The 23,950-nt window shown below is 50.2% G+C and carries 19 protein-coding genes; 5 read left to right on the top strand and 14 right to left on the bottom strand.

The genetic code is table 11. From position 1 onward, the window contains the following. Nucleotides 1-7 precede the first annotated feature (7 nt). From IM638_15930 to IM638_15920, 3 genes are read right to left on the bottom strand one after another with little or no spacing between them, the layout of a single operon-like run. On the bottom strand, nt 8-1,489 hold the full coding sequence (locus IM638_15930) for a T9SS type A sorting domain-containing protein (protein ID MCA6364528.1): 1,482 nt from the start codon (nt 1,487-1,489) through the stop codon (nt 8-10). 5 nt (nt 1,490-1,494) lie between these two features. Continuing rightward, on the bottom strand, nt 1,495-2,838 hold the full coding sequence (locus IM638_15925) for a hypothetical protein (GenBank protein ID MCA6364527.1): 1,344 nt from the start codon (nt 2,836-2,838) through the stop codon (nt 1,495-1,497). Between the two features lie 5 nt (nt 2,839-2,843). Beyond that, nucleotides 2,844-4,442, bottom strand: coding sequence for a hypothetical protein (locus IM638_15920; protein ID MCA6364526.1), 1,599 nt, complete (start codon nt 4,440-4,442; stop codon nt 2,844-2,846). Between the two features lie 167 nt (nt 4,443-4,609). Here IM638_15920 and IM638_15915 point away from each other — a divergent pair, with 167 nt between their 5' ends. Further along, the gene (locus IM638_15915; protein MCA6364525.1) at nt 4,610-5,035 is read left to right on the top strand and encodes a hypothetical protein; all 426 of its coding nucleotides are present in this window, start codon (nt 4,610-4,612) and stop codon (nt 5,033-5,035) included. A gap of 159 nt (nt 5,036-5,194) precedes the next feature. On the opposite strand, the gene IM638_15910 is transcribed toward IM638_15915, so the two are convergent. The 4 genes from IM638_15910 to IM638_15895 form a co-directional block, all read right to left on the bottom strand. Continuing rightward, nucleotides 5,195-6,598, bottom strand: a complete 1,404-nt coding sequence (locus IM638_15910; protein MCA6364524.1) for an HlyC/CorC family transporter — start codon at nt 6,596-6,598, stop codon at nt 5,195-5,197. Between the two features lie 85 nt (nt 6,599-6,683). Beyond that, a complete protein-coding gene (locus IM638_15905; GenBank protein ID MCA6364523.1) occupies nt 6,684-9,236 on the bottom strand; it encodes an SGNH/GDSL hydrolase family protein in 2,553 nt (850 codons plus the stop codon). Nucleotides 9,237-9,240: 4 nt separating this feature from the next. Next, entirely contained in the window at nt 9,241-10,119 is an 879-nt protein-coding gene (locus tag IM638_15900) for a sulfotransferase (GenBank protein ID MCA6364522.1), read from the bottom strand. After that, the gene (locus IM638_15895; GenBank protein ID MCA6364521.1) at nt 10,116-10,922 is read right to left on the bottom strand and encodes a sulfotransferase family 2 domain-containing protein; all 807 of its coding nucleotides are present in this window, start codon (nt 10,920-10,922) and stop codon (nt 10,116-10,118) included. The genes IM638_15900 and IM638_15895 overlap by 4 nt, the downstream gene beginning before the upstream one ends. A 79-nt stretch (nt 10,923-11,001) precedes the next feature. Between IM638_15895 and wcaF the strand changes: the two genes are divergently transcribed. Together wcaF and IM638_15885 are read left to right on the top strand one after the other, a co-directional pair. Beyond that, nucleotides 11,002-11,583 carry a colanic acid biosynthesis acetyltransferase WcaF gene (wcaF, locus tag IM638_15890; GenBank protein MCA6364520.1) on the top strand — a complete coding sequence of 194 codons (582 nt, stop codon included), beginning with the start codon at nt 11,002-11,004 and terminating at the stop codon, nt 11,581-11,583. Then, complete coding sequence (locus tag IM638_15885; protein ID MCA6364519.1) at nt 11,580-12,329, top strand: glycosyltransferase; 750 nt, start codon at nt 11,580-11,582, stop codon at nt 12,327-12,329. Before wcaF ends, IM638_15885 begins: the two co-directional genes overlap by 4 nt. A gap of 51 nt (nt 12,330-12,380) precedes the next feature. On the opposite strand, the gene IM638_15880 is transcribed toward IM638_15885, so the two are convergent. Beyond that, nucleotides 12,381-13,283: an outer membrane beta-barrel protein gene (locus IM638_15880; protein MCA6364518.1), complete on the bottom strand. Its 903-nt coding sequence runs from the start codon at nt 13,281-13,283 to the stop codon at nt 12,381-12,383. Between the two features lie 123 nt (nt 13,284-13,406). On the opposite strand from IM638_15880, the gene IM638_15875 reads away from it, so the two are divergent. Next, nucleotides 13,407-14,348 carry a nitronate monooxygenase gene (locus IM638_15875; protein ID MCA6364517.1) on the top strand — a complete coding sequence of 314 codons (942 nt, stop codon included), beginning with the start codon at nt 13,407-13,409 and terminating at the stop codon, nt 14,346-14,348. A 200-nt stretch (nt 14,349-14,548) separates the two neighbouring features. Here the strand turns inward: IM638_15875 and IM638_15870 are convergent, their stop codons facing one another. From IM638_15870 to IM638_15860, 3 genes are all read right to left on the bottom strand, one after another. Continuing rightward, nucleotides 14,549-14,935, bottom strand: coding sequence for a GNAT family N-acetyltransferase (locus IM638_15870; protein MCA6364516.1), 387 nt, complete (start codon nt 14,933-14,935; stop codon nt 14,549-14,551). Between the two features lie 81 nt (nt 14,936-15,016). After that, a complete protein-coding gene (locus IM638_15865) occupies nt 15,017-16,153 on the bottom strand; it encodes an FAD-binding oxidoreductase (GenBank protein ID MCA6364515.1) in 1,137 nt (378 codons plus the stop codon). 2,495 nt (nt 16,154-18,648) lie between these two features. Continuing rightward, nucleotides 18,649-18,741, bottom strand: coding sequence for a hypothetical protein (locus tag IM638_15860; GenBank protein ID MCA6364514.1), 93 nt, complete (start codon nt 18,739-18,741; stop codon nt 18,649-18,651). 1,922 nt (nt 18,742-20,663) lie between these two features. Here IM638_15860 and IM638_15855 point away from each other — a divergent pair. After that, nucleotides 20,664-21,563 carry a DUF4846 domain-containing protein gene (locus IM638_15855; protein MCA6364513.1) on the top strand — a complete coding sequence of 300 codons (900 nt, stop codon included), beginning with the start codon at nt 20,664-20,666 and terminating at the stop codon, nt 21,561-21,563. Between the two features lie 156 nt (nt 21,564-21,719). On the opposite strand, the gene IM638_15850 is transcribed toward IM638_15855, so the two are convergent. The 3 genes from IM638_15850 to IM638_15840 form a co-directional block, all read right to left on the bottom strand. Further along, on the bottom strand, nt 21,720-22,274 hold the full coding sequence (locus tag IM638_15850) for a hypothetical protein (protein MCA6364512.1): 555 nt from the start codon (nt 22,272-22,274) through the stop codon (nt 21,720-21,722). Between the two features lie 162 nt (nt 22,275-22,436). Continuing rightward, nucleotides 22,437-22,910 carry a CYTH domain-containing protein gene (locus tag IM638_15845; GenBank protein ID MCA6364511.1) on the bottom strand — a complete coding sequence of 158 codons (474 nt, stop codon included), beginning with the start codon at nt 22,908-22,910 and terminating at the stop codon, nt 22,437-22,439. Nucleotides 22,911-22,983: 73 nt separating this feature from the next. Then, nucleotides 22,984-23,733, bottom strand: a complete 750-nt coding sequence (locus IM638_15840; GenBank protein ID MCA6364510.1) for a hypothetical protein — start codon at nt 23,731-23,733, stop codon at nt 22,984-22,986. Nucleotides 23,734-23,950: the final 217 nt, after the last annotated feature.

The raw sequence follows: 23,950 nt of genomic DNA, 5'->3' as shown, positions 1-23,950 counted from the left end.
CCATACGTTAATTGGTAATCACAATCCGTCCTGATCGGGTAGCAGAATCAGAGGTAATCAGCGAATAGTAATAGATTCCTGCCTGAAGTTGTGATACATCGAGCTCCGCATCCATACTGCGTAAGCCGGTTTCACTCCAACGCAAACGAATCTCATTCGTTACGTTGCGGCCTGCTGCATCAAATAACAACAGTTGTGGTTGTTCGGTAATGATGCTTTCTGAGTTTATACGAATTGAAGTGTGTTGATTGGCCGGATTCGGATAGGCAAATACCTGCATCTGAGTAACCGGTTGTTGCGAATCAAAAATACCGAGCACCTGCGTGGAATAGCCCGTTGAGTCTATCTTAATGAGGAAAAGATCGGGAAAAAGCGGCCCGAAAGGAGTCATAAAACCGCAGGCGGCAAAGCCTTTGTCGCGTGTGCCTACTATGTCAAAAGCTTCATCTTCTCCCCAGTATTGTACAGGCAATCCCTGTCCGAATGTAGTATATCCTGCTCCCGGAATATCTGTATAAAAACGTGCATCACCATTGCCATGCCCCATTGTAGAGGTAAAACCGATAGCGGCAAAATAATTGGAATAAGGATTTACTGTAATAGCATTAAAGCGCTGAATGCCTGTGGTGGGAAAAGGTGTTTCAGTAAAATTTATAGTTCCTGAATAATTTTGAGAACGAATAAATTCATCGGGACCACCATTCGTATATTGTCCGCAAATAAAAATCCGGCCGAGCAGCTCAAAATCGCATAAGTCATAAAGAAAATCGGGCGAATTTGGATACCCGTTCAGGTGAGTCCACAGTGTATCACCATTCTGATTGAGCCTGAGCAGCCAGCCGTCGCCAAGTGTATCGCCCATGCTTTCGGTATTGGCAACAATGGCAAAGAGCGAGTCGCTTGTTTCTATAATGGAACGGCCTTCATCCATACGTGTGCCGCCAATTGTTTTTGTCCAGATCGTATCGCCGTTTGCTGCGTACTTCACAAGGTAAATGTCTTCGTCGCCATTTCCGGCGCCGTAGGTTCCTCCCACGCATACAAAATTTCCATCCCAGGTATGGGTTACACCGTAAAAGAAATCCCAATCGGCGGTACCCGTTTTTCGAGTCCAGAGTGTATCGCCGTTTTTATCGGTGCGGATAAGCAGGCCCTGATAATCGCCACCGGGTGTGGAATTGGTATAACCGGCAAGTGCAAAGCCCGAATCGGGCAGGAGTACCATACTTCGAAGCACATCAATTTGCGAAAAATCATACCGCTTGTTCCAGATCATCATGCCAATGCTGTCTGTTTTTACCAGCCACCCGTCGGTTGTACCAAAGCTGCTGGTTGAGCCTGCTATTACATAACCGTCATCATACGTTTGCACAATTCCGTAACCATACTCATAGCCGAGCCCTCCGTAGTTACGTTGAAACTTGTACGGAGTTTGCGCGTGCAGACACGTTGCAGCAATAAAAAAAATGAATACAGCTATATACTTCATCCTCATTAATTATTACCAAATTGATAACCCAGTGAAAGCCAGAGCCCCTGTCCGGTTGTGTGCCCCGGCATAAGCCATGCAAGCAGATTCGGTGTGCCGGCCTGAAGGTGAACGTGTTTAAAGGAAAGCGCCAGTTCGGCCGGAGTCTGAAAACGGGCAAACCCGCCAAACGCCACGCCAGCCTGCGCACGCACACGTGAACCCATCTGATACGCGCCCCAGAATGTATGTTGCGCCGAAGGCTTATCGCTGTACCAGCCCGTAGCTGTCCAGCCCTGAATGGTCCAGCCCCATTGCAAGGCGTGATAGTCTTTAATTACCGAAGATACGCGAACGAAATAGGCGGCGGGAAGCCATGTAGTTAACGCGGCTTTACGCGCAGTACCGGTAATCGAGTCTATCTCAGGCAGCCCGTCAACTGATTCGGGATCAATAATGGCGTTTGAAATATCAATGCCGGTAAAGTGAATTAACGAATCGCGCATGTAATTGAGCGTATTGTTGTTCCAGCGTATCGCTCCCAAATCGCGGAGTTGTGTTTCTACTTTAAACACATCCTGAAACTGATAATTGAGTGCAAGGGAAACACTGGCGCCCAGTCCGTTGGTTACGCCCCAGCCGGTTTGAGCCGTGTCGCTTTGCTGCCACTGTGCATTGGCGCGTACGTCGATGAAATTCAGCAGCGGCTCGGTATAAATAAAACCGTCTTTGAGGTAAGCGCGCGAAAAGTTTTGTCCGTTCAGCACCGAAACGCCCACGCCAAAACTCACCGGCCAGCGGTTGTTGTAAAAATCAATGCCGTAGTGCAGTTCCTGAAAACGTAAACTGGTAAAGCGGGTTTTGTTCAGGTCAATGGTGTCGCCGTAAAACGGGCGGTTACCTTCAAACAGCATTCGGAAAGCATCTGTACTGAAGCCGGCATTGAGCAGAAAGCGTTCGCGGTAGGTTACATTGTGCTGCTGGTAACGGCGGGGTGTTTTGTTTGGGATGTATAGTAATATTTCAATAATCGTATCGGTGCGTTTTTTGCCCCAGCCGGTGCGCCAGTGCCAAGCGTAACCGGCTTCGGCGGCTGCGCCAAGGTGATTGTAGGGGTTTTGCCGTTCGAGTGCCTCGTTTTTCAGGTCGTTGTTAATGAAGCCGCCTTTGTATAAACGGTTCATAAACGAATTGGTGATCATGGTAGAGCCGGCCGAGTAACCTGCAAACACGCACATGTAATCGCGTTCAAAGCCGAGGCGGGGCAGGCCGGCGTTGTAAAACGGTTCCTGTGCATTGGCCGCCAGCGTAAACAGCAAGACTAATGCAGCAGCGGTATTACGCCAGTATGTAGGAGATGCAAATTGCATAAAAATCAGTTGCCGAACGTGTAATTGAAATCTGCAGTAATACGCAGGTCGAGTTTATCGGTAGTACGTATGCGCACATAGTTTGGCGCCGAGCCGGTATCAAATACCACTTTGGCATACACACGGTTACTGGACAGCAAACGCCGGCTTTGGTCGGCAGTGAGCGGTATGTGCAGGATGCCGGGTGTGCTGCCGGCCGAAACAAGGCTGCTGTTGCTGCTTACCAGCGGAGCCTGAGCAATTACGTTGGGCTGCGCCACAAGCACATCCGTAATATTGCCAGCCGCATCAAGCAGGTAAAGCTGAATGGCGGCGTGAAACGGAAAACTGTTTTGTGCATATACCGTAACCGTGCCGCCGCCAATGGCTTCCGGATTTTCAACCGCTGTCATATCCACAGCAAGCGTATCGGCCAGCGTAAGCTGCGAGGCATGAAACGAAAGCGGCATCAGCACATGCATTTTGGCGTTCAGGCCCCAATCGGTGTAAAAGAAATCGTTACTGCCTGAAACGTTACCCAGCGGATTGGTTTCTACACTGATGTTGTAGCCCAGAAAATCGGGCTGATTCTCAATCATCGCGCGCAGGTTGGAGTTACTGTTGTCGAGCAGCATGGTAAACCGCGAAGGCACCGAGGGCGGATTGCCATAACTGTAAGTGGCCCGGTTGAAGTTGTAGGTTTGCCCGATTACCGGTGCCGCCATCATAACCGTTTGGCCGGTTTGCGCATTACGCGTCCAGAGGCTGTTAATCCGCATGCGCGCATCCATTCCCACATAATTTTCGAGCTCGAGTTCCATTTTCAGGGAGTCGAGCCCGAATGAACCCGCAGTAATAAGGTCGAAAATGCCGGTGGCCGTTTCCTCAGGGCCGGCCTGAAGTGTTTGATTACCAAAGTACCCGCGTACAAGCTCCGGTTTAATGCCGGTAAATGTCATGTTCATACCCACGCTATCGGCCCAGGCTGTAGTGATGGCTTGCCCGGTGGCGGTTGTAGAAACTTTAATTGTGTATTGAATGGTAATGGTATTTACCTGATTAAACTGAGGCCCGCGCATATCAACGGAATAACCGGCCAGGCTTATTTCAAACGTATCACGGTAAGCTGCGGTTGAACTGTAAGCCGCAGGTACAATAAGTATGGTGTCGAGTATCTGGCTGTTACTTGTGGCACAGGGCAGTGTAATTTGAAGGTCAAGAGGTTGGGTAATGTCGTTTTTTACTGCAACCCGCATGGTTCCTTCGCGCATTTCGCAGCTCATAAGTTGTATGGCTCCAAGCTGATAGCGGGTGGTGGTATTCTGCCCCCAGATTGTGGCTCCCGGCGGGAACGACCCCGATGATACTGCAGGATAAATATAACGCAAGGTGGTATCTGGAATTTCAAGCAGGGTATCTAATCCAATATTATTGAGAGAAAATGTATAATCGACATAAACCGTACCATCAGCGCCGGTTGAAGTAAGGCTGTCGGCGATGAGCTGCTCAATACCAAATGAACCATGCGCCACAGGAACGCCTATTCCGGTTTCCCAGCTCGGATCGCCACGGCGGCAGGAGGAAAGGGCAAGAGACAGTATGCAAATCAGGAGAAGATTTCTCACAGGGTCAGTGGTTTGTTTTTACGAAAATACATAAAATCAAAATGGGTTAATTACCAACTATCGGTTCTTCTTACCCATTCAGCGAAAACTGAAACTAAAACCAGCATACACACGTATATTTGCACACCTCTCTGAACGAACAAATGCAAATTTACGGGAAGCGCTTTATGATAGCCTGGATTACCTCGGCGGTAGTCATGTTTGGCTGTTCCTACCTCTGGCACGGGGTGGTGCTTAACGATTATGCCCGTATCAACTATCCCAAAGGAATTTTTCTCATTGCGGCCGCCTGTGTGTATTTGTTCATGGCCTTTCTGCTTACCCGCCTGTATCACATCCGCCTGCTTGATAAAATAAGTTTTCATCCGCTTGTGCGCGGGCCTATTGCAGGAGCAGTAACAGGTTTGATGGTGTATATGATGGCCATTGTAATTGGTGTTACTGCCAGCTACGGCGCTGATTTTCAGTATATGCTTTTCGATGTAATCTGGCAGGTTATTGAGCAGGCCATTGGTGGTTTTGTAACGGGGCTCATTTTCTTCTTCATTTACGAAACCGGCCCGGCTCCGGAAAAGGTGAAAACCCGCGAGTAAACAGCCGTAATTTCAGGCTTTCCCAATATCCTTCACTTTTCCCCTGCGTTATAAATACGCAAGATTGAAAACACGTGAACAGTGTTTTTAACAGATGCTTTATTTTTATTAGAAAAAATAGAAATTAATTACGCGGTCAGCGCAAATTCAGGCAGAACGTTATTCGTTTTCATCATCCGGATTATAACCCGGGTCAAGCACTTCCATTTTCACACTTTCCACACTGTGCCGGAAACGCTTAAGTACGGTAAAACGGTAACCGCCAAATTCCTTGATTTCGTTAACAGCCGGAATACGTCCGAAAATATAATTAAGTAACCCCGAAACGCTTTCGTAATGCGGACTTTCGGGCAGCGCCACGGGCAGCACTTCGTTTACGTCTGAAAGCGTAACCATTGCGCTTACTATAAATTCGGTGTCTGATTTTTTCTCTACCGGAGGCTTTTCCTCATCGTATTCATCCTGAATTTCGCCTACCAGTTCTTCAATAATATCTTCCATGGTAACCATACCGGCAATGCCGCCAAACTCGTTGGTTACGATGGCAATTTGGATATGGAGGGTTTGAAACTCGCGCAGCAGGGCGTTTACCTGTTTTGTTTGCGGAATGAAGTGGGCGGGGCGGATTACACTTTCAATGGCTTCGCGGGTAAGGGTGCCATTTTTCACCAGCCGCAGCAGGTCTTTGGTGTAAAGAATGCCTGAAATATTGTCGAGTGAATCGCGGTACACAGGCAGGCGTGAGTAGCCGTCTTCAATTACCTGATCGAGTATTTCCTGCGGTGTGCTGTCGAGGTCAATGGCGGCCATTTTGGTACGCGGCACCAGAATACTGCGTACCACGCGGTCGTCGAACTCAAACACGTTCTGAATCAGTTCGTGTTCCGATTGTTTGATGGCGCCGCCTTCTTCGCTTTCGGTAAGCAGCATGCGCAGCTCTTCTTCCGAGTGTACATCATCATGCTCACCCGAAGCGCGCAGGCCAAACAGGCGCAGTGTGATACGTGTAATGCCGTTGATAAGCCAGATAAACGGGCGGAACACCACGTAAAACAGGCGCAGCGGATAGGAGAGCAGGAGCGAGGTTTCGAGCGGGTGGCGGATGCCAAAGGTTTTGGGTACCTGCTCGCCAAGCACCATGTGCAAAATGGTAATAAGCGCAATGCCCGCCACAATGGCTATTTTCTGTACAATGGCATGGTCGAGATGGATGTGCATTACATCCAGCAGTTTGAGCATTAACGCTGTAAACACGGGTTCGCCCACCCAGCCTAAAACCAGACTGGCTACCGTAATGCCCAGCTGCGAAGCCGAGAGGTAGGCATCCATATTGTCGAGAATATTGCGCGTAATCCGGGCACGGGCGCTGCCCTGATTGATTTTTAAATCAACCTGCGAAGAGCGGACTTTTACAATGGCAAACTCGGCTGCTACAAAAAAAGCGTTGAGCAGAATAAGCAGAATAATAAGCAGAACCTGTGGTGTGGAAATTTCAGTAGAATGAACAACCTGAAGTAAAATCTGAAAATTCTCTGCCGAAGCAGGGAGAGGATCGGGACTCATAGTTTATTGATCGTGTGTCTTTGACGAAAGAACAAAGATAATACAAAAAATGGCGATTATTATTTTGCTTCTTATTTATTGATTATCATTTAGATAGGTATTGATTGCCTGGGGCTGGTACAAATTGCCCTGAAGTAGAATAAAGCGGAATACCCGGAATGTTATTCCCGCTAATTTTCGCATAAACAGCCCGGGCAATAAGCTGGTGGCCTTTGGCATTGGGGTGCGTATCGCCGTTGCCGATCTGCAGGGCTTCGCGGGGCGTGTTGCCGTAGGGATTTTGGAGCACAACGGTAATGAAGCCGAGGTTTTGGGCTTGTTGCTGCATACGGTTTCGTTCGGCAATGTTTACTTCATCGGCGGTGGCAGGAAGGTAGAGCCAGACAATGGGTGTATTGTGGAAGATGCATTGCATGGCCATTTCGGAATAAGCCCATCCCAGCAGCGTATCGTTGTAAGGCAGCATGCGGTTGCGTATTTCGTCGCGGCTTTGTGTTTGGGCGGCACCGCTTTTGTCTTTTATCTCCTCCAGAAACTGGTATTGAAGCGGCACGCCGTTGCTTACGAGCGAGGCAAAAAAGCCATTGAGGCGGCGCGGGTCTTCGGAGTGTGCCACGTAGATCACCATATCGGGCTGGAAGCGCCAGATTTCGTGTTTGGCTTGCCAGGCATGTTGCAGGGCGTGATAACCGGGCACGGCAAAATTGAGAATTTCGATGTGTTGGGAGGCTTTAATTGTGCTGTCTTTGTTATTCAGCATTTCTTCGAGCAGGCTTTCGTAGTTCTGCCCGTCGCTCACGCCTGTGCCCATTTCATAAGAGCCGCCCAGCAGGGCAATGCGGAAAGTACCGGCAGGTTTTTCGAGCGGATAATCTTTATCGCGCATGCCCCAGCGGTTTATGCTGATGGTGTAACCATCCTGTGCCAGCTTTGAATTTGGGCGCAGCTTACGTTGCAGAATGCTGTTGTCGGGCTGGGTAATTTTATCGCTGCCGGGTTTGCCTTTCACAAAAATGCGGCGCTGAAACGGATTGCTGCGCGTGGGATCTTCGAGCAATTGTTCATAGTAACCCTGCTCGGCATTTTCGCGGTCGTAGCGGTTTAGCTGGGTGTGCTGCAGCGTGGCAATAAACTGTTTTACCGCCGGCGGGAGCATAGTTTGTACTGAATTGTGCAACGGAACAAGCAATATCCCCCCCGCCACACACACCGCTAATGCCGTATAGCCTACACGCATGGGTTTGTTATTGTCAAACCCGGTGCGGTAAACCACATAATGCGCAAGTACACCCAACGCAAGCAAACCCGCCACGCAACCCGCCAGCAACAGATAATCGGCCGCAGTACCGTTCAACGCATGTGTCATCAGATACAGCCAGCCTGATACACTTTTGCTGTTCCAGAACGACCAAAGCACACTCATAAACAGAAATATTCCTGCTATGCGCAGCACCTTGATCAGCGCCCCGCGCAGTGTCCAGCCGGCTTCGCGGCTTTCGGTCTGCGGCTGCGCAGCTTTTACCAGACTCCACGTAATTACCACACCCAGCGTGAGCCAGTAAATAGCATCCATAAGCGAAAACGGAAACCGCCCCAGCACCCAGAACCATTGCCACGAGTGCAGCTGCCAGGTCACAAAAAAGGTAATGATGCCGGTTACAAACACCGCATTAATTCCGTTCACTTTCCGCAGCCTGAACCAGAGCGGATAATACACCAGTTTGGTCACAAAATCCTTCCAGTAAATATTTATCCTGCGCCAGATTTGCCCGAAGCCCGAAATGAGAAAGAAATTATCAAACACCGGCGGCAGGCTGTAGCCAAACAAATGCAGCATGCCCAGCGCAATGTAAAACACACCGCTCATGCGTAGTACCAGCAGGTAAGCCGTGGCAATGTAAGCGGCCAGTTCAAGCGGCCCGTGCAGTGTGGCGGGCGAGGGTACAAGATGTGTGTAAATGATACGGTAGATGATCAGGTGTACGCAGCCGCGCAGTATTTTGCGAATACCGCTGCGCCAGATTTCGGGCAAGGGTTCGGCATAGCGGCAGCGCAGCCAGGTTTTGTAGTCGATAATCGGGAAAAGCGGGAAGCAAAGGTTGGGCAGCATGAAAAAGTACGAAAGCCGTTCCCACACGCCGGCTTTTTTCTGCTCGTGCTTCAGTTCATACATATAAAGTATGAGCCTGAACATGACAAATAAACCGGCAATACCGGCGGCAATGTTCAGTCGCGGTGCATACACAAGCTGCATGTGCAGCGCCGTCATAACCGCACCTGCACCAAGCTGCAACGCTACACGAATGCCCCAGCCCAGCGGCAAATGACCAATGCCGAGCAGCACAAGAATAGCTGCGGCTACCAGCATACCGCTCAGTGGTCCGGCCAGCCAGATTAATGCGGCCACTGTGAGCAGCACAAAAAATGCAGCACGAAAGCGCAACGGCATCAAGGCATGCAGCACAAAACCGGCCGCCGCCCAGGGAAGCACCAGTGTAAGGCCGCTCTGCCGCTCAATTTCCCAGTACCCGATAATGCCAAACAGCACAGCCACCTGCGCCAGCACAAGCAGAAACGTGCCCGCGGTAAAGCGGTCGTTTGAAGTGGCGGCGGGTGGCGGGAAAATGCGGTTCAGCATGGTGTTATTCCTCCCAGTTCATTTTGCGGCCAAGCAGTTGTTCCAGCTCGCGGTTGTGCGGGGCAAAAAAACGGCTGAGTTCTTCGTACACCTGCTGCGGCATTTTATCGCGTTCGCCGCCTTCGTTGTGGCGAATGAATTGCACACCGTTAAAACGATCGAGTTCGAGAAAGTCGGTAAGTGCCTGATACACGCGGGCTGTATCAGCTTCCATTTCTTCGGTGGTGCAAATGAAAAAGCGGCCCGCCGGGAAGTATTGCAGCCATTCGCGCATAAAGTTTACGTACACGCCATTGGTGCGGTAACCCATGCGCTGCCGCACGTAAGAGTGCGTGCCATGATCGACAGCATACCGGTCTTCGGCGGCTATGCGGGCGTGTTCGGCCTGCAATGCTTCTTCAAAGCCCAGCGGTTCGAAGCCGTGGCGGCGGTTCATACGCCAGTTGCTCCAGGCGCGCTGTACCGGGTTGCGCAGCAGCAGTACAAGTTTTGCATCCGGAAAAAATGTATGCAGCCTTTCTGCTGCACCCGGTGCCGCAAAGTAGTTTGGCGTGGCATCAAAAGTGGTTTTCACTTTTGTACCGGTGCGCCATTGTTTCAGCAGGCTGTAAAACGGATGCGCAAAATGCGCGCGGTACCAGCGCATGCCTTTTGCGTAATTCTCCGCATTGTTAAAGAAGTAAATGTCTTTGCGTTGCGGCCTTACCAATTGCGGGTGCGCACTGAGGTATTCGCTCATGGCCGATGTGCCGCCTTTCTGCACACCAATAATAAAAAACGAAGGCAGCATACGTTGTTCGGCCGTAAGCCGTAAGCGCAGGCCGGGTGGTGGAATTAAACCCTCAGCCCGAAGCACGTTGCGGTTGTAATTTTCGCTGCTCATTTTGCCCGGCTCAGGTTGTTATAGATATTCAGAAATTTCCCGGCCACCGCATTACGGCGTTTAAATCGCTCAAGCTGTTGGTAAAATTCATTCCCCAGGCCCGCCTGCATGGCTTCAATACGCGGTTTCATAATACGGTAAAGCGCAATGTCGAGCTTATTGTAGTGCGTAATGCATTGGCGTGTGGCTGCATCAAGCGTTTGGGTTTGTATGCGTGTTTTTGAAACACGGCGCTTGCTGTAATACGGAAAAGACCAGTGGTAGCGTAAGGCCGCCTGCAACAGAAAAATATCAAACTCATGCTGTAAGCCCACCAGCGCCATTGATTCAAGATTTTTCAATGCTTTTTCAAGCATACCTTCATCGCAGGCATCATACGCCCTGTCATACTCGCCTGAATACAGGCGTACCATGCAGTTGTTCAGGTTAGGTATTTTACCGCTTTCAAGCAATTGAATCATACTGTATTTTTCGCGGTGAAACTCGGTATGAAACGGATGCTCTTCGTCACTCCCAAAATGGTAATAATGCGAAATCACCCTGTCCACCGGCTCGCGCAGCAGCGTAATGTATTCTGTAGTTCCCTTACTGAAAAAAGCATGAAGGCCAAAAGGCTGATGCCCTTTTAATACTTTGTATTGATTACGTTTTTCCTGCGGGAGTTGCGTAAACTTCAGCGCCATCGGCACATTATAAAACGTAAGCATTTCCGAACGCCTGTAATGTCGCCTTATTACGTTGTGCAGTGTGGTGCCGGCTGTTTTCTGAACATGCAAAAATATCAGGTGATCGGGTCGCGGCATGCAGTAAATATAGCAAGTCTGCAGAAATCAGCTGCCGGGGCAATTTCCAATCACCGCTTATTAATTACCTTTACGGAGTATGTCACCCGGACGCACCGACCTTTCCACGTTCAGCAATCCCGAATACAATCCCGGCGCATCGTTTATCAAACGAGGCATCTGGCATTTGGTAAGCGCCTCGTTTTTTCAGTCGCGTTTTCCGGTAAACGGGATTAAAGTTTTTTTGCTGAAACTGTTTGGAGCGCGCATCGGGCCGGGTTTGGTCATTAAACCATCGGTAAATATCAAATCGCCGTGGTTGCTGAAAGCGGGTGCGCATTGCTGGATTGGTGAACATGTGTGGATTGATAATCTTGTGCCGGTTTCGCTTGGCGATAATTGCTGTCTTTCGCAGGGTGCAATGCTGCTCACCGGAAATCACAATTACAAAAAATCCACATTCGATTTGATCACCGGCGAAATTCATCTTGAAGATGGTGTGTGGATAGGAGCCAAAGCCGTGGTTTGTCCGGGCGTAAAATGCCGTTCGCATGCCTTGCTCACCGTGGGTTCGGTAGCCACATCCACACTCGAAGCATACAGCATCTATCAGGGCAATCCGGCGCAGAAAGTGCGTGAGCGGGTGGTGACAAATGCAGAAAATCAAAACAGGCCGTTATGAAAATTTCTGTCATAACAGCCTGTTACAACAGCTCCGGAACCATAGCCGACACGCTGCGCTCGGTTACCTCGCAAACCTATTCCGATATTGAATACATCATTATCGACGGCGCTTCAACCGATTCAACGCTTTCCATTGTAGAACACTACAAACACCGCATTACCCGTATCGAATCGGGCCGTGATGGCGGTATTTATTTTGCGCTCAACAAAGGGCTCTCGCTGGCTACCGGCGATATTATCGCTTTTCTGCACGCTGATGATGTATTTGCCCACCACGATGTACTTACCCATGTGGCGGCCGAGTTTGCCCGTAGCGGCGCCGATAGCGTATATGGCGATCTGAATTATGTGGACCGCAACGATCTGAACCGGGTAATCCGCCGCTGGAAATCGGGGCGTTATTCGCCGGGGCTTTTCCACAAAGGCTGGATGCCTCCGCATCCTTCTTTTTTCCTGCGCCGCAGCTGTTATGAAAGACACGGCAATTTCAACACCGCTTTCCGCACCGCTGCCGATTATGAACTTATGCTGCGCATGCTGCATGTGCATAAAGTAAGCGTGAGCTACCTGCCCGAAGTGCTTGTGCTTATGCGTACCGGCGGGGTCAGTAATGCCAGCCTTCGCAACCGCATCAAAGCCAACCGCGAAGATCGCCGTGCGTGGGATGTAAACGGTGTAAAGCCCGGCTTATTAACACTCATCCGCAAGCCGCTTTCCAAACTCAAACAATTCTTAAGTAAATAAAAAAGAGCGGTGATCGTTTTGTTCACCGCTCTTTTTATGGTCAGGTCTGCATCAGAACTTGGCGCGCACTTTACGCTTTTTGTACTTCTGCCCTTTGAAAATACTGCTGTATTTTGATTTGTAAATTGAGCTTTTGCCGCGATACACATAGCTGAACTCTACATTCGAACAAAGCAAGGCGTCGCGGTGTGTGGGGTCGCCGCGTTTCTGGCCCGGTGCATGGCTGTAAAATGCCGCAGGATCTGCATCATTTACAATGGCCCGGTTTGCCAGCGATACTGCCAGCGGACTGGGCAGCAGTGACGGATCCACATATTTATCGCTCACATCATCAAGGTAATCGCTGAATGTGGTGCGCCAGGTCAGGTTCCAGCCAATGCGGTAGTGTTTGTTGATGGTAAAGTAAAACCCGCCGGAAACAGGCAGCGTCATGGTTACTGCGGTGTAGCGTCTTCCCTCGGTGGTAAGCGGCCTGAGGTTAACCCAGTCGCCCTGATAATAGGCTTGCGGATTGTGGTAAAGCGCACCGATACCGGCACCAATGTAGGCGCGGAAATTATCTTTATAACGGTATGTGCGGCCCAGGTCGTTGATTTCGAAGAAAAACCACTGAAATTCGCCGTAAGCCTCAAACATGTGGTTCCGGAAGTTGAGGTTGCGGGTATTGCGGCCTATGTTGCTTGAAAGACTATCGGCACCGCGCACGGTCATGTAATTGATACCGCCTTTAATGGAGAAGATAGGCGTGAGTTTGTAGCGCACAAAGCCGTTTGCGGCCTGCCGCGTCTGATTCAGCTTCATATCGGCCACAAAATCACGGCGGGTAAGTTCATCGCCGCCCATTTCGCCCAGCAGGTTAGCTGCGCCAACACCGCCGCCATATTCCCAGTAGTACTGTGCCCGCGAAAGCAGGGGAGCCGCAAGCACTGCCGCCAGAAGGATGAGTTTACGCATGAATATCAGTTTCTTAGAGCTGTAACAGTGGGTAAAAGTACGAAATTAGCAGGAGTTCGGATGCAGTGTGGCATACGGTAACGCTGCTAATCGTATTTTTACGCCGTTTCAAACAAAAAGGTTATGGCAAATCGCATTACTTCACTTTTTGGTATCGAATACCCGCTCATTCAGGCCGGTATGATCTGGTGCAGCGGCTGGGAACTGGCTTCGGCAGTGAGTAATGCGGGCGGACTGGGCCTGCTTGGCTCAGGCTCCATGTATCCCGATGTGCTGCGCGAACAAATACGGAAATGCAAGGCGGCCACATCCAAACCTTTTGGCGTAAACGTACCACTGCTTTACCCTGATATTGATAAACATATTCAGATTATTATTGAAGAAGGGGTAAAGATTGTATTCACCTCGGCCGGGAATCCGAAAACATGGACAGCCCACCTGAAACAGCATGGTATAACCGTGGTGCACGTGGTGGCCAACGCCAAATTTGCGCAGAAAGCCGCCGATGCCGGTGTGGATGCCATTGTGGCCGAAGGTTTTGAAGCCGGCGGACACAACGGACGCGAAGAAACCACCACCATGGTGCTAATTCCGCTGGTACGCGCGGCGGTGAGCATACCGGTTATTGCCGCCGGAGGAATTGCTACCGGCCGACAAATGCTGGCCGCCATGGCGCTTGGTGCTGATGCGGTGCAAATTGGTTCACGTTTCGTAGCCACCCCCGAATCTTCGGCGCATCAGAATTTTAAGCAGGCGGTAATTACCACAAATGAAGGCGATACACTGCTCACGCTCAAACAGCTTGTACCCGTGCGCCTGATCCGCAATAAATTCTGCAAGGAAGTAGAAGCCGCCGAAGCCCGCGGCGCATCGCCCGACGAGTTGAAAGAACTGCTGGGCCGCGCGCGCGCCAAAAAAGGCATGTTTGAAGGCGATATGGAAGAAGGCGAACTGGAAATAGGGCAGGTGAGCGCCATGATGCGCGAAATAAAACCGGCTGCTGAAGTGGTGAAGGAAATTGTGGAGGAGTTTGGAAGGGTGAAAAAGGAAATTGCGGGAGTGTGATTTTTATATGCAATTATTAAAATAGTTGATTTGGGTTAGATATTGCTGAAATGCCGTATGTATTGAGTTTATAGCCCAGACCGAACGGAAAGCCCGCACCTGCGATAAAACTATTATTGCCCGTATGCCGGGAGGACTTGGAGTGAGGGCTGGAACCAAGCGGTTATTTATTGCACCTTCAGTTTCGCTTCCAATCAGTTTTATTTTTTTTGAAAAGATAGTTTAAAACTAAAGTGCCGCACAGCGTTTTCGTCGCCTCTGTTTTTCCGGTAAAAATTCAGTGCATGTTCATCAACCGCTTCGGCCTGAACGAAAATGGTTCCATAGTTTTTTTCAATGCAATATTCTTTTAAATCATTCAATAATTTTGTGCCAATTCCCATGCGCTGATAGTTGGGATTAATTCCGAAATCATAAATATATACTTCCGGTTTTTCGGAATAAACAGAAGATAAAAGATGAAAGGTTAAACCGCCCGCCAGTGTTTGATTATTGAGAATGGCTGCCATAAATAACATATCTTTTTTTTGAAGTAGTGAGCTCAGGTATCCGGGTAATGGTTTTGCTTCTTTTTCATGCTCAAACACTTGTATATAAATATCAATTAACTGCGAAAGCAGATTTTCGTCGCCAGGTTGTAGTATGCGGCTGTGTATTTGCATTGGTAATTACGCATTTACAATCATTTCCGCCACCTCATCGCCCACGAGGCTGCCGAGCGCCACACCCATGCCGCCCATGCGCACGGCGCAGGCTACGCGTGGTGAAATGAGTTTGACAACAGGTTTTTTAACACTGCCAATGCCCATGGTGCCCGCCCAGCGCATAGCTACTTTGTGCGGCGTGCCGGGTAAAATCACATCGCGCAGCAGCTGGTTGAGGCGGTTTTGGATGAGGGGTGTGAGGCTGTGGGCGGTGGTGGTTTCGGCCGCAAAGTCTAAGTTGCGGCCACCGCCAAAGAGCACACGGTTGCCCACGTTGCGGAAATAGTAGTAGCCCCGGTCATAGTGAAACGAGCCGTTAATGCGCAGGTTTTCGATGGGTTCGGTAATGAGTACCTGTGCGCGGGCCGGATTTACTTCGAGTTCGGGCAAAAGCTGTTTGGCAAAACCGTTGGTGCATACCACCAGCTGCTGCGTGTGTATTTCGTAGCCGTTTTCGGTATGGAGCAGCAGGCCGTGGCTGGTTTCGGTGAAACGGGTAATGTGCAGGCCGGTTACAATTTGCACGCCTGCCGCCTGCGCTTTGGCAATTAATGCTTCCATCATGCAGCCGGTGTTTATCTGTCCTTCGGCCACGTTTTTGATGAGGTGTTTTACGCCGCCCAGCCCGAAGCCGGCAATCTGCTCATCGGCATTTATGTAGGTGTGTTTCAGGCCGGTGATTTTGCGGAACAGGTTGTTGAAACGTTCAATAAACGGGGCATACTGCTCAAAACCGGCTTTGCTTTCAAATACTTCGTAGCCGCCCAGTGGTTCGTAATTTATGGCTGTATCGCCCAGCCGGCTGCGCAGGAGGCTTAGTCCGCGCAGGCGCCGTTCGGCAAGTGCCATGAGTTCATCTTCGGGCGTATGGGTAAGATCATCGGCCAGTTCGGTAATGCTTCCAAAGCAGGCAAAACCGGCGTTTTTTGTACTGGCGCCCGAAGGAAGTGCACCACGTTCGGCCACCACTACGCGCCATTGCGGATGAAGTTCGCGAAGCCGTATGGCGGCATTGAGGCCCACAATGCCGCTGCCTGCCACCACCACATCGGCCGGGCCCAACCAGCGGTCGTATTCCCAATAACTTAACTGTGTGTGCATGGCATGATTTTTAAGCGTTTGGCGTAGCTTCTGTTTCCACATCACGAATGTACCCATGCATCACGGTATTTATTCACATTCTCCCGGTTTTTTTTCACGAATCAAAACAAAATCCTGTTTGCTGCGTATGTGGCCTAAAATCACAGAAAACATCGAGCGTTTTTGCCTTGCATTGCCGATTTTAGGCGATATTTGTAAGCCAAAGCCAAATCACCCGGTTCACACCATGTCTATCCGTTTCTCTTTGCCCCCCGTGCGGAGTCTTTTACTACTTGTATTTTTTACACTGCTGTGTACACATTTAACTGCTCAGGAAAACTGGGAGTTTGTGTTTGGCGGACGTGTAACCGAGTTTTCAGAAGAAAAGCAGAAAGATGTGGCGCTGGATATGGCGCTGGTGTCGGTATATAAAGGCAGCACAGTGGTGAGTACCACCAACACGCAGAGCAACGGTAAGTTCAAATGCCGTATTCCGGGCAACGGCGATTACACGGTTACAGTTACCAAAGCCGGATACATTACCAAACGTTTTGCCATTAATACCATGAACGTGCCGCTTGAACGAAGCGGGTTTCCCTTCGGGCAGTTTGATGTGGAAATTGAATTGTTCAAGATTTTCCCCGGTCTCGATTACTCTGTGCTCGATAAACCCATTGCCCGTATTATTTATAATCCGGCTCCCAATGTGGATGATTTTGACTACGATAAGGTTTATACCGAGAAAATAAGAGCCGAACTTGAAAAGCTGAAAGAACTGGCCCGCCAGGCGCGTGAGAAGGAACGTTTGTATAACGAAGCCATTCAGCGCGGCGATAAAGCATTTGGTACGGGTGATTTTACCACGGCCAAAACCAATTACCAGCAGGCGCTGGCCATAAAAGCCAACGAACAATATCCGAAAGATCAGATTGCCGAGTGCGATAAAAAGCTTGCTGGTGCTGCTGCGGCGGCAGCAAAAGAGCAGGAATATAAAAACCTGATTGCGCAGGCCGATGCGAAATTTGCGGCCAAAGACTGGAGCGGCGCAAAAAGTGTGTATCAGCAGGCTTCTTCGCTCAAACCGGTGGAGCAGTATCCGAAAGACCGCATCAATCTTTGCGATAAGAATTTGGCCGATGCCGCTATGGCTGTTGCCAACGATCAGAAGTACAAAGACCTGCTGGCGCAGGCCGACCAGAAATTCGGCGCATCAGACTGGAGCGGGGCCAAAACGCTTTATCAGCAGGCTGTTTCGCTGAAACAAACCGAGCAGTATCCCAAAGACCAGATTGTTAAATGCGATAAAGCCATTGCCGATGCAGCGGCCTCTGCGGCAAAAGAAAAGCAGTATCAGGAACTGATTACGCAGGCCAATCTGAAATTCGGCGCGAAAGATTACACCGCTGCAAAAAGCGTGTATCAGCAGGCGCTTGCCCTGAAACCCGGCGATCAGTTTGCTGCCGAACGTATTGCCCAGTGCGATCAGTTTATGGCCGATGAACTGGCCGCTGCCGAACGCGATAAGCAATACAAGGCCCTCATTGCCCAGGCCGATGCAAAGTTTGCAGCGAAAGACTGGAACAATGCAAAAGCAATTTACCTGCAGGCACAAGGGCAGAAGCCGCTTGAAAAATATCCGAAAGATCAGATTGCCCTTTGCGAAAAAAATGCGGCTGATGCGGCCGCCGAACTTGCTTCGCAACAGAAATACAAAGACCTCATTTCACAAGCTGACCTGCGCTTTGCCGCCGGCGACTGGTCGTCGGCCAAAGCACTTTATCAGCAGGCACTGACGCTGAAAGCTGCCGAGCAATATCCGAAAGATCAGATTGCACTGTGCGACAAAAATATCGACTCCGCTAAATCGGCTGCCGAACTTGACACAAAATACAAAGCGGCAATAGCCAAAGGTGATGCGGCTTTCAACAGCAAAAGCTACGAGCAGGCCCGCGCTTCGTTTGTAGAAGCGGGCGGACTGAAACCGGCCGAGCAGTATCCGAAAGACAAAATTGCCGCCATTGATAAATTGCTTGCCGATAAAGCCGCTGCTGATGCGCTTTCGAAACAATACAACGACCTTATTGTGCAGGCCGATCAGAATTTCGGCAGCAAAGACTGGGCTTCGGCACGCGGGCTTTACGAGCAGGCTTCGGGGCTGAAAAGCAACGAACAGTATCCGAAAGACCGCATAAAAGCCTGCGAGGAAAACCTGACGAAGGAAAAATCGGCCGCTGAACGTGATGCGAAATACAAAGAAGCCATAACCAAAGGGGATGCCGCGTTTAAAGTAACCGACTATGCAGCTGCAAAAGCGGCTTATGCCGAAGCCAGCGGCCTGAAACCGGCCGAGAAGTATCCGAAAGATCAGCTGGCTGCAATTGCTAAAATTGAAAACGATGCCGCTTCGGCTGCTGCGCTTGAGCAGAAATACAAAGACGCACTTGCCAAAGCGGATGCCGCATTTAACGGCAGCGACTACACCGGCGCACGCGCGGCCTATTTGCAGGCTTCGTCGCTCAAACCCGCAGAGCAATATCCGAAAGACCGCATGGCCGAGTGCGACAAACGCCTTGGCGATGCCAAAGCCGCCGCTGACCGGGATACAAAATACAAAGCCGCTATAGCCAAAGGCGATGCGGCGTTTAACGCAAAAAACTACAACGGAGCCCGCACCGCCTTTGCAGAAGCATCGGCCCTGAAAGCGGATGAGCAATATCCGAAAGATAAAATTGCCGAAATAGACCGCCTGCTGGCCGATGCAGCTGCGCTGAATGAAGTAGAACGTAAATACAACGATTTCATCACCAAAGCGGATGCGAAGTTTGCAGCAAAAGACTGGAGCGGGGCACGCTCACTTTATGAGCAGGCGGCGGGTGTGAAACCTGCACTGCAATACCCCAAAGACCGCATGGCGCTTTGTGATGCCAGTATTGCCAAAGAACTTGATGCTGCTGCACTGAATAAAAAGTACAAGGAAGCGGTTGATAAAGGCGATGTGGCCTTTAAAGCGAATGATTACGAAACGGCTCAGTCGGCCTATAACGAGGCCAGCGGATTAAAGCCTGCCGAGAAATACCCGAAAGATCAGCTTGCGCTGATTGCAAAGAAACTGGCTGAAATTGAAAAGGCACGAAATGTTGACGCGAATTACAAAAACGCGATTGCTCGTGGCGACAGTTTATTCCGGTTGAACGACTACACCAATGCACGCGTGGCCTTTGTATCAGCGCAAACACTCAAGCCAGCCGAAGCGTATCCGAAAACGAAGATTGCGGAGATCGACAAAATTCTGGCCGATCAGAAAGCAGCTGCCAATGCCGATAAGCGTTATACTGATGCCATTGCCCGTGGCGATAAGGCGCTTGCCGCGCAGGATCTCACCTCGGCCAAAGCCGCATTTACCGAAGCTGCGGGGCTTAAGCCGGACGAACAGTATCCGAAAGACAAGCTGGCCGAAATTAACCGCATGCTCAATGATGCATCAGTAACTGCAGCACTGAATAAAAAGTATCTCGATCTGATTAAACAGGCCGATGCAAAATTTACCGCCAAAGACTGGAATGGCGCGAAAACCGCCTACACCGAGGCACTGGGGCTGAAACCCTCAGAGCAGTATCCGCAAGACCGCATCAGACTTTGTGACGAGAATAGTGCAAAAGATTCGAGTCTGGCCGAAACGAATCAGAAATACAAAGACGTAATTGCCCGAGCCGATGCTGCCATGACGGCAAATAACTACACCAGTGCGCGCCAGCTTTATACCGAAGCATTGAGCATTAAACCGGCCGAAGCCTATCCGAAAACAAAACTTGCCGAGCTTGACCGCCTTGCAGCGGCTGATGCAGCTGTGATTGCGAAAGAACAGAAATACAACGCCGCCATTCAGGCCGGCGACAGCCTGATGGCGCTCAAAAATTACAGCGCCGCAAAAGTTTCCTACCAGCAGGCTGCCTCGCTAAAACCGGCCGAGCAGTTGCCCAAAGACCGCATTGCCGATGTGGATCGCATACTTGCCGATCAGAAGTTTGAAGCCGAAAAGCAGAAAAAGTATGATGCGGCAATTACCAAAGCCGACCGTGCTTTTGCAGCCAAAGACTACAACGCCGCAAAAGCAGCCTACAACGAGGCGCTTGCCCTAAAGCCCATTGAGTTGTATCCGAAACAGAAACTGGCTGAGATTGATAAAATCCTCAACCCGAAAACAGATCCGGTTGTAAATAATACCCCTCAGAATACAAACAATGAGGAGTTTATGAATGAACTGGTGAAAAAATATCCGCAGGGCCTCACCGAAGAAACAGAGAAGGAGGGAAGTACCAATACCACCAAACGTATTGTGGTGGCCGGAAACAAAGCCTGGGTGTACACCCGTAAAGTGTACAGCTGGGGCGGTGTATATTACTTTAAAGATGGTGTACAAATCAGCGAGGCTCAGTATAATTACGAAACTTCGGCCGCTTACATTCAGCAGTTGCAGAATGCTAAGCCCGGAAAATAAACCGGGCAATACCTTAAAATAAAAGGAAAACAAATGAATAACAGCTTTGCCCTTTTATTTTCAGCTGTACTGAGTACTTCCATCGTTTCCTGCTCCGATGCAGGTTCCACACCCGCATCTTACACCTATGCAGGTGTGCCCGACTCGCTTCCTGATGATCCTGCCCAACGCTACTGCTGGCCCGGCGCCGATACGTCAAAGGCTGAAATCTGCACACGCTTTGCCGTGCCCGAAGGCTATAAACGTGTAAAAGCAAATGACGGATCCTTTGCTGTCTGGCTGCGGCACTTGCCGCTGCTGCCCAACGGCACACCGGTGTTGCTGCACAACGGACAACCCAAACGAAATCAGAATGCGCATGTGGCCGTGGTGAATGTTGATCCCGGTAAAGCCGATTTACAGCAGTGTGCGGATGCGGTGATGCGTTTACGCGCCGAATACCTTTTTGCACAACAACGTTACAGCGAAATCGCATTCAACTTTACCAGCGGCGACCGTTGCGCTTATCTTTCCTGGTGTAAAGGCGAACGCATTGATACCCGCAAACCGGGTAAACGACTGCAAAACGGGAGCAAAGCCGCAGTAGGCGAATACACCGCTTTTCGCCGCTACCTCAACGACGTGTTTATGTATGCAGGCACGCTCTCGCTTAGCCGCGAAATGAAATCCGTTTCAGCTGATTCGATGCAGATCGGCGATGTATTTATCAAAGGCGGCTCACCCGGACACGCCTGCATCGTGGCCGATATGGCTGTAAATGCAAAAGGCGAAAAAGTGTTTCTGCTGCTGCAAAGCTACATGCCCGCACAAAATATTCAGGTACTCCGAAATCCCGATGAAGCCGGAAACAGTCCGTGGTATCCGCTTGATTTTGGTCATTTACTGATTACACCGGAGTGGGAATTTGTACGGAGTCAGCTGATGAGGTTTTAACCTTACGCTGTCTCTAATCAGCAGGCTCCGTTTGCTTATCCATTCCGAATAAAAAGCGGAGTACACGTAACCGTTTCACGGCAAATTCAAGGCATATTATCGAAAAAAAAGCCTGTGCACATTGCACAGGCCGTGATAAAGATGAGCGAAAGTTACTTATGCCTTACGCGCAGCCAGCTTCGGAAACCGACGGCCGGCGAGTTCAAAGCCGCCAAAGAAAATACCGGCAAAAAACAGGTTGCCAAGCATGCTCCAGCCCAGAAAAGGCAACGCAGCCACGTAGCAGGCAGCAAGGCCGCCAATTGTTTGCGGATACATGGGAGAACCAGCCCATACTGCAAAATTGGTAATTGCAAAGAACAGCAGAGCGGTTGCAATAGCAGAAACAGACACATTGCTTACGCTTACTTTACGAAGCATAAACATGCCAAGCAAAGTACAAAGTGCAGTTGAAAAATATACGAGCCATGCACCTTCATACATCCATACAAACTGACCATCCTGTGCATAAATAGTGTTGTTAAGCACAAGATCGCTGAGAAAAACAGCGAGCACCGGAACCACAACGGCCAGCCAGCGGCTGCCGAGGTACGCACCGCCAAACAGAGCGATGGCGCCAATGACGGTAAAGTTCGGCGGATGGGGAAGAAGACGGGTCAGAGCGCCAATTAATATGGCTACTACGATAAATAAAGTGCGTGATGAGTACACGTGGTTCACAAATTGGTTTATGATGGGCAAAAATAATGGTTTTGGTGCAACTTCGGTCAGCCGACTTCAACTTGTTCCAAAGTTTTATGAGCAGGCAGTTTTTGAAAAACGCTTTGTTTACCGGCTATGCGCCTATGCAGGCTGAACGTTAAACACCAGACTTTACCATTGTGAGTAAGGCACGCGGCTGAGTGCTGCGTTTGAATAGCGCCCGTCGTGAGTAACTTCCTCGCCCAGCCAGTCGGGTTTTTCAAACGTTTCGTGTTCGTTTACCAGTTCGATTTCGGCTACGCAGAGTCCGTTGTTTTCGCCTTCAAAGATGTCTATTTCCCACGTATGATTTCCGGCGGGCAGGAGCCAGCGTTTTTTTTCAATGAGCGGCGGTTTGCAGAGTTGCAGCAGGGCTTCGGCTTCGGTGCCGGGAATTTCGTATTCATATTCCATGCGTGCAATGCTGCCTGATTCGGGTTTGCCTTTTACGGTGAGGTAGCCTTTGCCGTTTCGCCAGCGTACGCGCACGGTACGGCCGGCATCACTTACGAGGTAGCCCTGACGGATATGTGTAACGCTCAGGTCGGGATGCTGCTGCCAGCGGGTGCTACGGAGCAGGAATTTGCGTTCTATTTCAATTGCCATACGCGCAAAGGTAAACGGTAAAGCAGCGCTAAGGGCGCCCCGCAGGGCGCCCTTAGCTTATTTTAACGTTGAATTAGTGATGAGCATCATGCGGATCGGCAAGAAACGGATCGCCGCTGAGCGAAATTTCTACCCGTTGCAGGCAGCCGGGATAACGTTGTGCGGCATGCCTGAGTTTTTTTGTGCAAAGTCCCACAAAACAGGCCGCCACATGAATATCAATGCTGCCGGATGCCGTGAGGATGTCTGTATTCCAGTAGCGGCGCGGATCGCCTTGATAGCGTTCGCCATAGCTTGAATTGGCGAGGTGGGCAAAGACAATAATGCCTGCGGCAAAATGCTTTTCCTGTTCGGGCGAAATGCCTTCACTCAGTATCAGCTTCACCTCAGCATGCCGCCACACACCCGTTTCAAAAGCGGTGTGGTTTACTACTTCGTCCCAGCCCGCTACGGCAAAGGGAAGCCGGGCCCGCCAGTTGCGGAAGCGCAGATAATCGCTAAGCAGATATACTGCCCAAAGTGCCGGAATGCCCAGCCCCACAGCATGTGTGGCAACCGGCCCAAGACGCAGGGAAATAGCCGTAACGCTTAACGACAGTGCATAAAAAGCCAGTGAGGCAAGTGGAATTACCACCAGCAGCAATGGATCGCGGAAACGGATGCTCCGCCAGGTTTGAAATGATTCAGGACGGACTGCGGCAAGAGATTCCGGTGATGACCTGGTACTTTGGGGTGATTCCCTGTCGGCTCCCGTATGCCCGCGCAGCCGGCCGGTGTGTGCAGTCAGCTCTTGTGCAAAAAGTGTCATGGTGCCTCCTTTCACTGTGCAGGTGTGTCTGTTGCACAGTTTACTAAGATATAACCATTTTCACCGACTTTCCAAAATAAACTTCAGGTAAAAGAAAACTTAATTGCTTTTTTAGAGTCTGTCAGGGAATTTTCTTTTTAATGTTTTCGCGTCTTTTTTGATTGCTTTTCGTTGCTTGACCCTCAAGGTATCTGTTCAAAAAGCGCCTCAATCAATCAAAAAATCCATCAAA

This window comes from Bacteroidota bacterium (assembly GCA_020402865.1).
Lineage (GTDB): Bacteria > Bacteroidota > Bacteroidia > Palsa-965 > Palsa-965.
This window is presented reverse-complemented; position numbering and strand designations above follow the sequence as displayed.